Origin of the sequence: Streptomyces sp. NPDC088745 (genome assembly GCF_044751045.1) — a bacterium.
GTDB lineage: Bacteria > Actinomycetota > Actinomycetes > Streptomycetales > Streptomycetaceae > Streptomyces > Streptomyces cremeus.
The window spans coordinates 452785-467573 of record NZ_JBIVLB010000004.1; the positions used below are offsets into that span (position 1 = coordinate 452785).

Here is a 14789-nt window from a genome sequence, read left to right on the forward strand (position 1 = left end):
GGGCCCCTGCCATACCGGAGTCGGCATGGCACCAGGTCACGGGACGAGGGGCGCACGGATGGACCTGCTCGACGGCCGACTCAAATTCCGGCATCTGACGCTTCTCGCCGCCATAGCCGAGCACGGGACGGTGGTGCGGGCGGCCGAATCCCTCCACCTCACCCAGCCCGCCGCGACCCGCACGCTGCGCGAGCTGGAGAAGCTCGCGGACGTCGAGCTCTTCCACCGGGAGCCGCGCGGGATGCGGCCCACGGTGTACGGGGAGGCGCTGGTGGGCCACGCCCGGGCGGTGATCGCGGAGGTGCGGCGGGCGGGGGACCACCTGACCGGCCTGCGCGACGGCCAGACGGGCACGGTGACGGTGGGCACCCTGCTGGCGGGGGCGAACCTGCTGCTGCCCCGCGCGGTGGCGCGCCTGAAGGCGGAGCGCCCCCACCTCACGGTGGTCGTCCGCGAGGGCACCTTCGACGTACTGCACCCGGCGCTGCTGGCGGGCGACCTGGACGTGATCGTGGGCCGGGTGGACCCCACGTCCGAGCCGGGCCGGCTGCGCCGGCGGGCCCTCTACCGCGAGCCGATCCGCCTGGCGGTGCGGGACGGACACCCGCTGCTGCGGGGACCGGCGAACGCCCTCGCCGACACGGTCGGCCACCCGTGGATCCTGCCGCTGGAACAGACGGCCCTGCGCCGCGAACTGGCGGCGGTCTTCGAGTCCCAGGGCCTGGAGCTGCCGCCCAACCGGGTCGAGTGCACCTCCATCCTGACCCTGCGGACCCTGCTGGTCTCCACCGACATGGTGGCGGCCCTGCCGGAACTGGTCCTCCGGGAGGACGACCGCCTGGTCGCGCTGCCGGTGGAACTGCCCTCGGTGGGACGCACGGTGGGCACCACGGAGGCCGACTCCCGCATCCGCACCCCGGGCCTGCTGGCACTGCTCGCCGCCCTGGACCACGAAGCGGGCGTCCTGCGGGCGGCTCTGTCGGGGTCGTGGAGCACGCCGTAGGGCTCCTCACCGCCGGGGACGCGGCGCGAGGCTCATTGATCCCGGGGCGCGGTTCCTCGGCCCCGGGGGCGCGGGGCGCACCGCAGCGGCGGGGCGGTCCCTACCTCTCCACCCAGCCGCGTTCGTACGCCTGCCAGCCGAGCTGGAGCCTGGTCGTCACGCCCGCCGCCTCCATCAGCCCCTTCACCCTGCGCTGCACCGTCCGCAGCCCCACCTCCAGTTGCTTGGCCACGCTCGCGTCCGTCATCCCCGCCAGCAGCAGCGACAGGATCCGCAGGTCCACCGGGTCCGGTCCGGCGGGCGCCAGCTCGACGCCCGGTGCGGCCGTGCCCAGCCGCACCGGACGAGCCTCCCGCCACACCGCCTCGAACAGGCCCGTCAGCGACTCCAGCAGCCCGCTCGCGTGCACCACCAGCGCCGCCGGGTCCGCGTCCCGGCCGGTCGTCAGCGGCACCATCGCCAGCGAGCGGTCCGCGACCACCAGCTTCGCCGGGACCCGGTCCACCACTCGCACCTGCTCGTTCCGCGCCAGCGCCGCCGTCAGCTCGGCCACGCCCCGGGGCAGGTCGAGCACCTCCCGTTCGACGACCACGCGACACGTCACCCCGCGTGCCGAAGCCCGCCCCTCGGCGTCGTACCCCGTCGCCGCCACCGACCGCCCCGTGACCAGCGCGCACACCTCCTCCACCGCCCCCAGCCGCAACTGCGCGAAGCGCTGCGTCACCGCGCCGGCCCCCGTCACCACCTCCACCAGGTCGTGCACCGCGGGCTCCGCCGCCTCCGCCCGGTACTCCTCCGCGAGCAGCACCGCCGCCAGCTCCGCCTGCTCCAGCTCGTGCCGCTGCCGGTTGAGCAGCGCGCCGAGCGCGACACCGGGCGGCGCGGCGACCCACCGCCGCGCACCGGAGGAGGCGGAGGACGACGCCTGCGCGGCCAGCCCCTGCCGTTCCAGACGGCGCAGCGCCCGCTCCGCCGCCGCCTCGGCCACCCCCAGCCGGTGCGCCAGGTCCCCGACCTCGGCCGCACCCACCGCGACCAGCGTCCGGTAGGCCGCCTCCTGGGCCTCGTCCAGACCTATCGCACCCAGCACCTCAGCAGTCCCCCTCACCACACACGACACACCGTTGGCGGAAATCGGCCACGGCGCAAACCCGCCTCATCTCATCATCCCCGCCTCACCCGCCCCTCTGCCAGCCTGTCGCCATCGGCCACCCCCCAGGGTCCGGACCGGGCCGAGGCCGGGACGGTTCGCTTGGGCGGGAGTTGCACGGCGGTGGCCGGCCTCGCCCGAGCCACCGGCGGGGCGGTCGAGCTCAGGGCCGAACTGACGGACGTACGCGGCGACTTCGTCGCCCGGCTCGGCAGCCTTCCCGCGGGACCGGGGTTGCCCGGCGGGCCGCTTTTTTTCGTCCCGCCCCGTTTCCGAATCGCCTCAGCGGTGGACAATAGGGGCATGAGTCAGCAGGGGGAGCGGCGCACCGACGCCGAGGACGACTGGTGGGACCGGCTGTACGACGAGGCGGCTCCGGACACCGGCCCGGCGCCGACGGGCCACACCGTGGACGACCACTTCGACTCGACCCCGGGCGCCCCGGCGGTGCTGAGCACCGCGGAGCCGGAACCGCCCCGCCCGCTCTCCAAGGAGCCCCGGGCCAGGGGCCCTTGGGAACCTCCCCTGGACCCGCCCGAGCGACCGCCCACCGCGGCCTCCGGCCGGGCGGCCCCGGACCCCAGGTCCGCCGCGGTGGCCGAACGGGGGTGGGACGCCTGGCTGCCGGGGCCCCGCCGCGGGCAGCGCGCCGACGCCGACCCGGTGTCGGGCACGGACCCGGCCCCGCCCGCTCCGGAGCCCCCGACACCGGCTGAGGACCCGCTCGCCCCGGCCCCCCGCCCGACCGACACCGGTACGCCCGCCACGACCGGCACCGGTGTCGCAGCCACGACCGGTCCCGGTGCCGCCACGCCCGCCATGACCGGCCCCGAGGCCGGGACGCCCGGTGCACGGGACTCGGCCGGCCCGACGGGGTCACGGCGCCCGGAGACCCCGCCCCGGAAACCGGCCGACACGCCATCCGCCCCGCCCGTCCCGCCCGCTCCGCCCGGCGAGCCGCCCCGCCCCGCGCTTCCGCCCGACCCCCCGCTCCGGGCAGCCCCGCCCCGCCCCGGCGCCCCGGCCGACGCACCCCCCGGCCGCGACCCCGCCGACGTACCACCGCCCCGGGAGGACACGGCCGCAGCCCCGCCCCCGGACCGCGGCACCGCGCCGCCGCCCCCGGCCCCCGACGGCTGGGGTCCGCCGTCCCCGCTGCCCGGGGCCCCCGGGCAGCGGCAGAACCTCCGCCGGACCCGGCGGCTGTGGGACGAGCCCTCCCCGGACGCCTACGGCCGACGCCCCGGAACACCCACCGGTCCCGATCCCGATCCCGACCCCGGCCCCGCCGCCCCGGCCGCGGACGCCCCCGGCCCCGACCGCGCCCAGGACCCGCCCGCGGACGCCCCCGTCGACCCGCGCCACCCCGCCCCCGCCCGGCTCCGCGACGTACCGCCGCTGCCGACCTCCTTCCCGCCCCGGCGGGACGACCCGCAGCACCCGGCCGGGGTCTTCGGCCCGCCGCCCCCCGCCGCCCCCGGTCCCACCCGCCCCGCCGTCACCCACCTGGGCGACGGGCCGCCCACCTACGACGCCGAGCCCACCGCGCTCGCCGCCGCCGACCCGCAGGACCTCGGCGCGCTCGTCCCGGACACCGTGCTCGACGGCGCCCGGTACGGCTCGTACACCCTGCGCGCCGCCTCCGTGCGCGGCGACTCCGCCCGCTTCCGGGGCGAACCCCGGCGCGACGCCCTGCTCACCGCCCGGTTCGGCAGCGGGGACGGCGCTCTCGTGCTGGTCGCCGTGGCCAGCGGGGCGCGAGCGGCGGAGGGGGCGCACCTGGCCGCCGCCGAGGCCTGCCGGTGGATCGCCGGCGCCGTCGGCCGCAGCCACGCCCGGCTGGCCGAGGACATAAGGGCCGCCCGGCGCGGCGACCTCAAGTCCGGGCTGCACCGGCTCACCGACCGCAGCTACGGCAAGCTGCGCGCCCGCGCCGCCGAGCTGGGTCTCGAACCGGGGGAGTACACCGCCGACCTGCGCTGTCTGCTGCTCTCCGCCGACCCGCTGTGCCGGACCCGGATCTACTTCGGGGTCGGCGAGGGCGGCCTGCTCCGGCTCCGGGACGGGGCGTGGCAGGACATCGAGCCGCCCGAGCCCGCCCCCGAGGCCCTGACCGGTGAGCCGGTGGTCGGCTTCGGCTCCGTACCGCGGAACGGGAGCGAACCCGAGGCGGGCCCGGACGGCGACCGGCTGACGATGGACCTCGGCATCCCGACCCCGCCGTCGCCGTACGTCGACACGGCGCCCCCGAGCTCCCGGTTCCGCTTCCGGGCGTCCGTGGCCCGTGCCGACGACGTCCTGCTGCTGTGCAGCGCGGGCCTCGCCGAGCCCCTGCGCGGCGAGGCGGCCCTCGCCGGGGAACTCGCGGAACGCTGGGGCGAGGGGCGGCCGCCCGGCCTCGCCGCCTACCTCGCGGACGTACAGCTACGGGTGAAGGGCTACGCGGACGACCGTACGGCCGTCGCGGTCTGGGAGGACTGACCACCACGAGGAGACCCAGAACACAAGAGGCAAAACCGAATATTTCGTGGGTTCATGGACAGGCGACCGCACAGCGTCAGTCCGTCCAACCGAAGGGTGCACCCACGTCATGGCGAAGCAGAAGGTGGCCGAGCAGTTCGTCGACATCCTCGTGCAGGCGGGGGTGGAGCGCCTGTACGGGGTCGTCGGCGACAGCCTCAACCCGGTCGTGGACGCCGTCCGGCGCAACGACGCCATCGAATGGGTGCACGTACGCCACGAGGAGACCGCCGCCTTCGCGGCCGGCGCCGAGGCCCAGGTCACCGGCAAGCTGGCCGCCTGCGCGGGCTCCTGCGGCCCCGGCAACCTGCACCTCATCAACGGCCTCTTCGACGCCCACCGCTCCATGGCCCCGGTCCTGGCGCTGGCCTCGCACATCCCCTCCGCCGAGATCGGCCTGAACTTCTTCCAGGCCACCCACCCGGACAAGCTGTTCGACGAGTGCAGCCACTACAACGAGCTGATCTCGACCCCGAAGCAGATGCCGAGGGTCCTGCAGTCCGCCATCCAGCACGCGGTCGGCCGGGGCGGCGTCGGCGTCGTCTCGCTGCCCGGCGACGTCGCGGGCGAGACCGTCGCCGAAGAGGCCCTGGAGCAGTCCCTCATCACCTCGCGCCCGGTCGTCCGCCCCGGCGAGAGCGACCTGGCGAAGCTCACCGACCTGATCGACGGCGCCGAGAAGGTCACGCTGTTCTGCGGCTCCGGCACGGCGGGCGCGCACGCCGAGGTGATGGAGTTCGCCGAGCGGATCAAGTCCCCGGTCGGGCACGCGCTGCGCGGCAAGGAGTTCATCCAGTACGACAACCCGTACGACGTGGGGATGAGCGGCCTGCTCGGCTACGGCGCCGCCTACGAGGCCATGCACGAGTGCGACCTGCTGATCCTGCTGGGCACGGACTTCCCGTACAACGACTTCCTGCCCAAGGACGTGAAGATCGTCCAGGTGGACGTCCGCCCGGAGAACCTGGGCCGGCGCTGCAAGCTGGAGCTCGGGGTCTGCGGCGACGTCCGCGAGACGCTGCGCTGCCTGACCCCCCGGGTGCGGGCCAAGTCCAGCCGCAAGTTCCTCGACAAGATGCTCAAGAAGCACGCCGACCAGCTCGAAGGCGTGGTCAAGGCCTACACCCGCAAGGTCGAGAAGCACACCCCGATCCACCCCGAGTACGTCGCCTCGGTGCTGGACGAACTCGCCGACGACGACGCGGTGTTCACCGTCGACACCGGCATGTGCAACGTCTGGGCGGCCCGCTACCTCACCCCCAACGGCCGCCGCCGCGTCATCGGCTCCTTCTCGCACGGCTCGATGGCCAACGCGCTCCCGCAGGCCATCGGCGCGCAGTTCGTGGACCGCGGCCGTCAGGTCGTCTCCATGTCCGGCGACGGCGGCTTCTCGATGCTGATGGGCGACTTCCTGACCCTGGTCCAGTACGACCTGCCGGTGAAGGTCGTCCTGTTCAACAACTCCTCGCTGGGCATGGTCGAACTGGAGATGCTGGTCGACGGCATGCCCTCGTTCGGCACGGAGATGCGCAACCCGGACTTCTCCGCGGTGGCCCGCGCCTGCGGTGCGTTCGGCGTGCGGGTCGAGAAGCCCAAGGAGCTTTCGGGCGCGCTCAAGGACGCCTTCCGGCACAAGGGCCCGGCGCTCGTGGAGGTCGTCACCGACCCGAACGCCCTGTCGATCCCGCCGCACATCAAGGCCGCCCAGGTGAAGGGCTTCGCGCTGTCCGCCGGAAAGGTCGTCCTGGACGGCGGCGTGGGCCGCATGGTCCAGATGGCGCGCTCCAACCTGCGGAACGTCCCGCGCCCCTGAGCGGTGCGCGGGAAGGGCGGCGGCCCCGGGGCCCCGGAGCCGTGCGGGCGGGCTCCGGGGCGGGGCTCCGCGCGCGCTGTACGGATTCCGCGCATCGCGTACGTCCGGAACGGCAGCTCCGCCTAGGGCGTTGGGGCGAATCGGTGCGCTCCGGTCCCACCCGGATCCGGCCCGGCATGAGTGCGGCCCGTGAGCGCGGGCATGCATTGCGTGAGGGTGTTCGACCAGGAGGGGATTGACGGGGTGTGGGTGGGGGTTATGACGAGGCAACAGCCGGGCCGCAGCGGACCGGTGAAGCAGGGCCGCACCGTACCGGGGGACGTGGCCGACACGACCGGGGGCGGACGCGCGTCACCCCAGATGCGGTGCCGGCTGGGACGGGCGGACCTGACCGCGGTGGCCGACGTCCGGCACGCGCTGCGGGAGCTGCTGCGCACCTGGGGACGCCCGGACTGCGCCGATGTCGCGGAACTGCTGACCAGTGAACTGGTCACCAACGCGCTGATCCACACCGAGAGCGACGCGGAACTGACGGCCACCCTGGCCGCCTCCACGCTCCGTGTCGAGGTGCACGACCACCTCGCCCGCATGCCGGAACCGCCGTCGGCGAGCAGCGAGGAGAACACGAACGGCCGCGGCCTGCTCCTGGTCCAGGCCCTCGCGGACGCCTGGGGCGTGCGCATGCAGGGGCACGGACCCGGCAAGGTGGTCTGGTTCGAACTGGACGGGGGCCCGGCCGGTTCGTGAAACCGGCCGGACCCCCGTACCCCGCAGGTGAACCGGTGCGCCGTCACCCGAACTGCTGCTCGAGGTCCTTGAGCTTCTGCTCCAGCGAGTCCAGCCGGGGCAGTGCCTGGGTGTCGTCCTCGGCGGTCAGGTCCACCGTCCGGGTCTCAGCTCCCTTGGCCCCGGCGCCTTTCACGGCCTGGAGGGAGGGCCGGTTGCGAAGCGGCAACTGTCCCGCTTCTGCTATGGCGGGCTCCGCGACGGCGTGCGGCGCGGAGCCCGCCCCCGCGGACGGGAGCTGTACGTCGACCTGACGGCCGCCCCGGCCGCGCCCCCAGGCGCGGTGCTGGCGGTTGATGGCCTTCAACTGGGCCCGCTCCAGCTTCTCGTGCTCCTTCCTGCGCTGCCGGCTCTGCTGCTTCTGCCGCTGGTCCTCACGGACCTCGTCGACCGCCTCGTCCAGCGTCCGCACGTTCTCCAGCAGCATCAGCGACCAGGCCCCGAAGGTCTCCCGGGGGGCCCGGAGCCACCGGACGATCCGGATCTGCGGCAGGGGCCGCGGGACGAGGCCCTGCTCGCGCAGCGCCGCCCGGCGCGTCTGCTTGAGCGCCCGGTCGAAGAGCACGGCCGCCGAGAGCGACATTCCGGCGAAGAAGTGCGGCGCGCCGTCGTGCCCGAACCCCCGGGGAGCGTGCACCCAGTTGAACCAGGCGGCCGCCCCGGCGAACGTCCACACCAGCAGGCGCGAGCCGAGCGCCGCGTCGCCGTGGCTGGCCTCGCGCACCGCGAGCACGGAGCAGAACATCGCCGCCCCGTCGAGCCCGAACGGCACCAGGTACTCCCAGCCGCCGGAGAGGTTCAGGTTCTGCTGCCCGAACCCGACCAGGCCGTGGAAGGACAGCGCGGCGGCGACCGCGGCGCAGCAGAACAGCAGGACGTAGGACGCGCTCCCGTAGAAGGCTTCCTTCCTTCTGCGCCGCTCCTCGCTGCGCTCCCACGAGTCCTCGCTGGTGGCGGCGGCCTTCCCGCCCGCACGTCTGCCGCGCGCGATCACCGCGACGGCCGCCAGAACACCCGCGATCATCACGACGCCAGGAAGCAGCCAGTCCAGCGGTATGTCGGTCATTCTCATGCGGAGTCCCTTTGCGTCAGCGCGGCGGCGACGCGTCCGTGAGCTGCGTGAGGTACGGATCGCGGACCACGCATCGCGCCTGATTGCGTTTCGGCGACATATTGGCCCACACCGCGAGACGCACAAGGGGTTTCGGGGCAAGAGAACGCCATCGGGACTCCGCACTACGCGGATAGGTGGCGATAAGTCGAACTGCCGCTCCCACCGGCCCTGTTGGGTTCGATTTTCGCCACCCGAACGGGTGGCGTGGCGATCAGGCGGAGGTCACGGCCGGTTCGTCGGGCTCGGTGAGCTTCCTGATCCGGTCCGCGTCGCAGGTCCGGGGGCAGGTGGTGCAGGTGTCCTCGGGGCGCAGGGTGTAGAAGAGGCAGCAGGCGGCGCGGTCCCGGGTGGGCAGCTTCTCCCCGTTCGGACCGGTCAGCTCGCGGAAGCCCGCGGAGGCGCGGTAGGGGGCCGTCGCACCGGGCAGCAACAGCTCCAGCTCCGCCATCGCGCGCCGCTCGTCGCCGAGCAGGTGGGCCACGTACCACAGGCCCTCGACGATCTCGTCGGTCACCATGCCCCACAGGGCGTGCCCGCGCCGCCGCATCCGCGGCCCGAAGCCCGCGAGCACCGGCTCCAGGTGCTCGGCCACCGCCTGGCGCACCTCGGCGCGCAGGGCCTCCTCGTCCGCCACGACCCGCGCGCCGGGCAGGGCCGCCGCCGGGTCGCCCGGCAGGCACGCGAACTCGTTCACCCGTACGGTCAGCCGCCCCAGCACCCGCTGGAAGGCCACGTCGGCGACGGGCACCCGGGGCACCCTGCGGTGCAGGAACCACGGCACGGTCACCAGCAGGCAGGCGGGCCAGGCGTACCGGTGCAGGGCGAAGCTGGCGATCACGTCGGGACGGGCCTGCTGCCCGTAGTCGCGCAGCACCTGCGCGTTGTCCCAGGCCATGAACGCGTCCAGGGCCGCACCGCCGGCCGCGAGCTCGTCCGCGCCGACCCAGCCGCCGCCGCGCGGCGCGCTCTCGTCGCCGAGGAGCTCCTTGATCACCAGGGAGGGGAAGACCTCGGTGAGGCGCGCGTAGGAGTCCGCCACGGGGGAGGAGGCGGCGGGGCGCCCGGCGTGGGACGGCATCAGGGCGGGGACGGTCATGCAGGGGACCACCGAATCGCTCACGGGGCTAGTGCAGGTAAGCCTTACCTTAGCTGATTCTCGTGAGCTGTGAACTGCGGGGTTGCTCCATCCAGGCTGTACGGACGTCTGTACGAGTCCGGATGTGGGGTCCATCGGGTGCCGTGAGCCCGGTCGTACGGGCCCGCCACCCGTCGCGGGGCCGGTCATACGGACTCGTCACCCCGTCACCCCGTCACCCGTCGCGCGCCGCGGCGCCGCTCCGGTCGGCGGGTGCGAGCACGCGTCGACCGGAGCGGGCCGGCGGCCCCTACGCGGTGGCCGGCGGCGGTGGCGGCAGTTGCGCCGCCAGCCAGGTCGGGACGCCGTCCAGCAGATGGAAGAGGCGGGAGGCCTCGGCGCGCAGCCGGCTCGCCTCGGGCTCCGGCTCGGCGTCCGCGAGCGCGGCCAGCGCGGGAGCCGTGCCGACCAGGTAACCCAGCTCCTCCCTTATCCGCAGCGACTCCGCGAACCCGTGCCGCGCCTCCGCCAACTCGCCCTCGCGCAGGGCGAGTCCGGCCAGATGGCGCCAGGTGAAGGAGAGCAGCAGGGTCTTGTTGTGGGCCGTCGCGCCCGCGTGCGCCCTGCGGTAGGCAGCCCGTGCCGACTGCGGCGAGTCGGAGATGTGCTCGGCGACCAGTCCCCGGCGGAAGTCCAGCAGCGGCCGGCCGGGGGAGTCGGGGTGCAGCAGGGCGGCGGCCCTGCCGAGTGCCGAGCGGGCCTCGTCGGCGCGGTCCCGTACCCCCAACACCGTGGCCGCGTACGCGAGATGGCCGCGCTCGCAGGCCGCACTGCCGCGTTCGTCGTCGTCCTTGGCGAGGGCCTCCGCGCCGCGCAGCGCCTCCTCGGCCTCCGGCCAGCCGTTCTCCGTGAACAGGCAGCGCTCCACGAGCAGAGCCGCCCGCTGGAGCGCCGCCGCCGCCCCCGGCCGGGACTCCAGGAGGGCCGCCGCGTCGGCCCAGCAGCCGCGCGAGCGCAACCGCCACACCGCCGTCTGGAGCGGACCGCCGGGGAAGCCGGGACCTCCCCTGTCGAGCCCCTCCGCCTCCGCCCCCTCTGCACCGGACTCTGTTTCGGAAGTGGAACCCGACATGGCGGTGTCCGCCACATTGCCCTCCCCGAGCGCGCCATTGAGCTGTGAAGTGCGACCGCCGCGACATCCGTGCCGTCGTGCCGCCGTTCGACGGACGGTCGTGCGCGCATCACAGCATGAAATGACACGTGGGGCCAAGGGGCCGGGTGATTGTTTTCACAAAGGGCTGCCCGGAGTCGGGGCGTGAACGCCCCGTGGAGCGGCGGCGACTTTCCGTCAACTCATGCGCAGGGCCAGGAAGAAGTCCAGTTTGTCTTCCAGCCGGGAGAGGTCGCGGCCCGTCAACTGCTCGATCCTGCCCACCCGGTAGCGCAGCGTGTTGACGTGCAGGTGCAGCCGGGTCGCGCAGCGCGTCCAGGAGCCGTCGCTGTCGAGAAACGCCTCCAGGGTGGGGATCAGCTCCGCCCGGTGGCGCTGGTCGTAGTCGCGCAGCGGGTCCAGGAGCCGCGCCGTGAACGCCCGGCGCACGTCGTCCGGCACGAAGGGCAGCAGCAGCACGTGCGACGCCAGCTCGTGGTGCCCGGCCGCCGCGACCCGCCCGGGCCTGGCCGCCGCCACCCGGCGCGCGTGCCGGGCCTCCTCCAGCGCCCCGCGCAGCCCCTCCGCCGAGTGCACCGGGGCGCTCACGCCGAGGGTCAGGCGCCCGTCGTCGGCGAGGCCGCCCGACAGCGGCCGCTCCACGGCGGCCAGCAGGCTCTCCGCGTGCAGCCCCGGCCCGCGGTCCTCGGCCGCGCCGTCCCCGTCCGGGTGGTCGGCCGCCACGGCGGGCAGCGGAACCAGCGCGATGGCCTCCTCGCCGCTGTACGCCACCGCGATCCGGTCGGCGGGCTCGGCGGCCGCCGCCATCGAGTCGGCCGGAACCGTGGGATCCACCAGGACCTCCTCCAGCAGCGCCTGCGCCGCCGGACCGCTCTCCACCGAGCCGCCGTCCCACTCCACCCGCGCCACCACGACCTGCCAGTGCGGGGCCGCCCCCAGCCCGGGCAGCAGCACCGGGGCCGCCACCCGCAGCCGCGCCGCGATCTCGGAGGGCGCCGCGCCCGCCTGCACCAGCTCCAGCACCTCCTGGGCGAGCCTGCGCCGCACCGTACGGGCCGCGTCGCGGCGGTCGCGCTCGACGGCGATGAGCTGGGTGACGCCCTGGAGCAGGTCCAGCCGCGCGGCCGGCCAGTCCCCGGCGTCCGCCTCCACCGCCAGCAGCCAGTCCGACAGCACGCTCGTCCGCACGTCCCGGGAGGCCGCCGTCCCGGCGAGCCGCTCCGGCCCCCGGTCCGCCGCACGGATCGGGAAGAGCGAGTACGCGGTGCCGCCCACCAGCACCCGGTGCGGGCTGCGCCTGCCGGTGCGGCTGGCCGCCAGGTGCTCGGCGGCCAGCGCCGGGCCCACCCCGGCGGGCAGCGGGGTGTCCGAGCCCGCGACCTGCCGGCCGACCGGGGAGAGCACCCAGGCGTGCAGGTCCAGGTCCGAGGTGAGCAGGTCCAGCACCACCTCCGGGCCGCCGCCCGCCGGGCCCGAGGTCATCAGACGGCGGTGCCGGTCCACGACCGCGGCCAGGTCCCCGGCGCGCTCGCCGGACACCTGACGTACCACGTGCTCGGTGATCGTGGCGAAGGCAACCGACTCCATGACCGAAAACAGCGGCAGCCGGTGCCGCTCGCACGCCTCCACGAGGTCCTGCGGAACGCTGCCCAGCTCCGCCTCGCCCGCCGCCAGCCCCACGACGCCGGCGGCGGCCAGAATCCGGACGAAAGGTTCCGAGTCCTCGGCGGTGCGCCGCCACGCGAGACCCGTCAGGACCAGCTCGCCGCCGGACAGGTACCGGCTCGGATCGCGCAGGTCGGTGGTCATGACACCGCGCACGGTGCGGTCGAGCTCGTCCGCGCCGCCCAGGAGGCGCAGGCCGAGCGCATCGGTTTCCAGCAGGGCGCGCAGCCGCATGGTCGTGTCGCCGCCGTTTCTGTGTCGGGGAGGGGTGGGGGTGAGGTGTGCAGGTCGAGAGCTGTGTTTATTTGGAACGAATGTGAATAACGGAGAGGCCGATGATCCCCGTCATTCGTTCGAATCTACAAGACGAGACAGGCGACCAGCCAACTCCTTCATGGTTTCGGTGACTGCACCGGGCCTGCCACGGCTTGTGTACTTGGGCCACCCCCGCATGAACGGCACATGGCTGGAATGTTTCACCAACGCCATGGTCCGGATCCTGCGGACGGTGAGCAACTGAGCACGCGATCACGCAACTGAACAGTCGCCCCCGAAACGAAGAGAGAGCCACTCATGGACTTCCTTCGCCCCGCCAGCTGGGAGGACGCTCTCGCCGCCAAGGCCGAGCACCCCACGGCTGTCCCCGTCGCGGGTGGCACCGATGTCATGGTCGAGATCAACTTCGACCGCCGTCGTCCCGAGCACCTTCTGGACCTGGGCCGCATCGGTGAGCTGCGGGAGTGGGAGGTGGGCCAGGACAGTGTGAACCTCGGTGCCTCCGTTCCGTACACCCAGATCATGGAACACCTGCGGGCCGAACTTCCCGGCCTCGCACTCGCCGCCCACACCGTGGGCTCCCCGCAGATCCGCAACCGCGGCTCCGTGGGGGGCAACCTCGGCGCCGCCTCCCCGGCCGGCGACTCGCACCCCGCCCTGCTGTCCGCGGGGGCCGAGGTCGAGGCGCAGTCCGTGCGGGGCACCCGCAGGATTCCGGTCGAGGAGTTCTTCACGGGCGTCAAGCGCAACGCCCTGGAGCCCGACGAGCTGATCCGCGCCGTGCACATCCACAAGGCGGACGGACCGCAGCAGTTCTCCAAGGTCGGCACCCGCAACGCCATGGTCATCGCCGTGTGCGCCTTCGGCATCGCCCTGCACCCCGAGACCCGGACGGTGCGCACGGGCATCGGCTCGGCCGCGCCGACGCCGGTCCGCGCCCGGGCCGCCGAGGACTTCCTGAACGCCGCGCTCGACGAGGGCGGCTTCTGGGAGAGCGGAAGGACCATCACGCCGTCCGTCGCCAAGCGGTTCGCGGAGCTGGCCTCCGGCGCCTGCGACCCCATCGACGACGTGCGCGGCACCGCGGCCTACCGCCGTCACGCGGTCGGCATCATGGCCCGGCGCACGCTCGGCTGGACCTGGGAGCAGTACCGGGGCACCGCCCCCGCCCGCCTGGAAGGAGCTGCCTGATCATGCGCGTCAACTTCACGGTCAACGGTCGTCCGCAGCAGGCCGACGACGTCTGGGAGGGCGAGAGCCTGCTCTACGTCCTGCGCGAGCGCATGGGCCTGCCCGGCTCGAAGAACGCCTGCGAGCAGGGCGAATGCGGTTCCTGCACGGTCCGGCTCGACGGCGTCCCGGTCTGTGCCTGCCTGGTCGCCGCCGGTCAGGCGGAGGGCCGCGAGGTCGTCACCGTCGAGGGCCTCGCCGACTACGCGCAGCACCGGTCGGACGCGCATCCGGGGCAGGCGTGCGGATCGCGGCAGGGCTCCTGCGGTACGCCGCTGGACCCGGCCGGGCGCCGGCAGGCCCGCCCGGCGGACGGGCAGGGCGGCGAACAGGGCGGACTGGCGCCCGTCCAGCAGGCCTTCATCGACGCCGGAGCCGTCCAGTGCGGCTTCTGCACCCCCGGTCTGCTGGTCGCCGCCGACGAGCTGCTGGAGCGCACCCCCTCGCCGTCGGACGCGGACATCCGGGAGGCCCTCTCGGGCAACCTCTGCCGCTGCACCGGCTACGAGAAGATCCTCGACGCGGTCCGCCTCGCGGCCGCCCGCCAGACAAGCCGTACAGCACAAGAAGAAACGGTCTAGCACCATGGGCGTCACCGGCTCACCCACCGACATCCGTCAGGGCGCCGCCAGCAGGACGAAGGGCGGCGACGGCGCATCCGCGCCGCGCCCCGACGGCACCCTGAGCGGCCACCGGCGAGTCCGCGTACCCGTCCGCCGCCCCACCGGGCGGGGCGACGGGCACGTCCGGCACCCCCTCGCCGCCCACCGCGCGGTGGGGGAGGCGGACACCGGACCCGGCCTCGCCGAGGCCGTCGCACTCGCGTGCGCACAGGGCGTCGGCGAGGCCCCCGCCCCGTCCTCGGCTCCCGCCGTGCCGGCGGCGATACGCGCCGCCGCCGGGCTGGAGCCGAACCGGGTCTTAGCACGCCCGGAACACCTGACCGGGACGTGATCCCGGAACCCGACCGGCCCTGACCCACCGTC

Annotated in this window: 12 protein-coding genes; 7 read left to right on the top strand and 5 right to left on the bottom strand. The window is 74.4% G+C overall.

The window, feature by feature from the left end; genetic code table 11:
• The first annotated feature begins 58 nt into the window (after nucleotides 1–58).
• Entirely contained in the window at nucleotides 59–1003 is a 945-nt protein-coding gene (locus ACIP93_RS14840; RefSeq protein WP_345217869.1) for a LysR substrate-binding domain-containing protein, read from the top strand.
• A 100-nt stretch (nucleotides 1004–1103) separates the two neighbouring features.
• Here the strand turns inward: ACIP93_RS14840 and ACIP93_RS14845 are convergent, their stop codons facing one another.
• On the bottom strand, nucleotides 1104–2093 hold the full coding sequence (locus ACIP93_RS14845) for a helix-turn-helix domain-containing protein (protein WP_345217871.1): 990 nt from the start codon (nucleotides 2091–2093) through the stop codon (nucleotides 1104–1106).
• Nucleotides 2094–2456: 363 nt separating this feature from the next.
• Here ACIP93_RS14845 and ACIP93_RS14850 point away from each other — a divergent pair, with 363 nt between their 5' ends.
• The 3 genes from ACIP93_RS14850 to ACIP93_RS14860 all read left to right on the top strand — a co-directional run bounded on the left by ACIP93_RS14850 (nucleotide 2457) and on the right by ACIP93_RS14860 (nucleotide 7233).
• Nucleotides 2457–4634 carry a protein phosphatase 2C domain-containing protein gene (locus ACIP93_RS14850; RefSeq protein WP_401758675.1) on the top strand — a complete coding sequence of 726 codons (2178 nt, stop codon included), beginning with the start codon at nucleotides 2457–2459 and terminating at the stop codon, nucleotides 4632–4634.
• 109 nt (nucleotides 4635–4743) lie between these two features.
• Nucleotides 4744–6486, top strand: coding sequence for a pyruvate dehydrogenase (locus tag ACIP93_RS14855; RefSeq protein ID WP_401758678.1), 1743 nt, complete (start codon nucleotides 4744–4746; stop codon nucleotides 6484–6486).
• Between the two features lie 258 nt (nucleotides 6487–6744).
• Nucleotides 6745–7233, top strand: coding sequence for an ATP-binding protein (locus ACIP93_RS14860; protein WP_401758681.1), 489 nt, complete (start codon nucleotides 6745–6747; stop codon nucleotides 7231–7233).
• Between the two features lie 43 nt (nucleotides 7234–7276).
• Here ACIP93_RS14860 and ACIP93_RS14865 read toward each other — a convergent pair whose 3' ends face one another.
• From ACIP93_RS14865 to ACIP93_RS14880, 4 genes are all read right to left on the bottom strand, one after another.
• On the bottom strand, nucleotides 7277–8344 hold the full coding sequence (locus tag ACIP93_RS14865) for a DUF2637 domain-containing protein (protein ID WP_401758683.1): 1068 nt from the start codon (nucleotides 8342–8344) through the stop codon (nucleotides 7277–7279).
• 253 nt (nucleotides 8345–8597) lie between these two features.
• The gene (locus tag ACIP93_RS14870; RefSeq protein ID WP_401758867.1) at nucleotides 8598–9482 is read right to left on the bottom strand and encodes a (2Fe-2S)-binding protein; all 885 of its coding nucleotides are present in this window, start codon (nucleotides 9480–9482) and stop codon (nucleotides 8598–8600) included.
• 289 nt (nucleotides 9483–9771) lie between these two features.
• Entirely contained in the window at nucleotides 9772–10608 is an 837-nt protein-coding gene (locus ACIP93_RS14875; protein WP_401758687.1) for a hypothetical protein, read from the bottom strand.
• Nucleotides 10609–10809: 201 nt separating this feature from the next.
• A complete protein-coding gene (locus ACIP93_RS14880) occupies nucleotides 10810–12531 on the bottom strand; it encodes a PucR family transcriptional regulator (RefSeq protein WP_401758690.1) in 1722 nt (573 codons plus the stop codon).
• Between the two features lie 339 nt (nucleotides 12532–12870).
• Here ACIP93_RS14880 and ACIP93_RS14885 point away from each other — a divergent pair, with 339 nt between their 5' ends.
• Genes ACIP93_RS14885 through ACIP93_RS14895 form a run of 3 tightly spaced genes read left to right on the top strand, consistent with a single transcriptional unit; the run spans nucleotide 12871 to nucleotide 14757 of the window.
• On the top strand, nucleotides 12871–13764 hold the full coding sequence (locus tag ACIP93_RS14885) for an FAD binding domain-containing protein (RefSeq protein WP_380836595.1): 894 nt from the start codon (nucleotides 12871–12873) through the stop codon (nucleotides 13762–13764).
• A 2-nt stretch (nucleotides 13765–13766) separates the two neighbouring features.
• Entirely contained in the window at nucleotides 13767–14384 is a 618-nt protein-coding gene (locus ACIP93_RS14890) for a (2Fe-2S)-binding protein (RefSeq protein WP_345217878.1), read from the top strand.
• 4 nt (nucleotides 14385–14388) lie between these two features.
• A complete protein-coding gene (locus tag ACIP93_RS14895; RefSeq protein ID WP_401758695.1) occupies nucleotides 14389–14757 on the top strand; it encodes a hypothetical protein in 369 nt (122 codons plus the stop codon).
• Nucleotides 14758–14789: the final 32 nt, after the last annotated feature.

Coding starts and splice junctions, on each gene's coding strand:
- ACIP93_RS14840 (WP_345217869.1), top strand. CDS start 59: ATGGACCTGCTCGACGGCCGACTCAAATTCCGGCATCTGACGCTTCTC.
- ACIP93_RS14895 (WP_401758695.1), top strand. CDS start 14,389: ATGGGCGTCACCGGCTCACCCACCGACATCCGTCAGGGCGCCGCCAGC.
- ACIP93_RS14880 (WP_401758690.1), bottom strand. CDS start 12,531: ATGCGGCTGCGCGCCCTGCTGGAAACCGATGCGCTCGGCCTGCGCCTC.
- ACIP93_RS14870 (WP_401758867.1), bottom strand. CDS start 9,482: ATGACCGTCCCCGCCCTGATGCCGTCCCACGCCGGGCGCCCCGCCGCC.
- ACIP93_RS14850 (WP_401758675.1), top strand. CDS start 2,457: ATGAGTCAGCAGGGGGAGCGGCGCACCGACGCCGAGGACGACTGGTGG.
- ACIP93_RS14890 (WP_345217878.1), top strand. CDS start 13,767: ATGCGCGTCAACTTCACGGTCAACGGTCGTCCGCAGCAGGCCGACGAC.
- ACIP93_RS14865 (WP_401758683.1), bottom strand. CDS start 8,344: ATGAGAATGACCGACATACCGCTGGACTGGCTGCTTCCTGGCGTCGTG.
- ACIP93_RS14860 (WP_401758681.1), top strand. CDS start 6,745: ATGACGAGGCAACAGCCGGGCCGCAGCGGACCGGTGAAGCAGGGCCGC.
- ACIP93_RS14885 (WP_380836595.1), top strand. CDS start 12,871: ATGGACTTCCTTCGCCCCGCCAGCTGGGAGGACGCTCTCGCCGCCAAG.
- ACIP93_RS14855 (WP_401758678.1), top strand. CDS start 4,744: ATGGCGAAGCAGAAGGTGGCCGAGCAGTTCGTCGACATCCTCGTGCAG.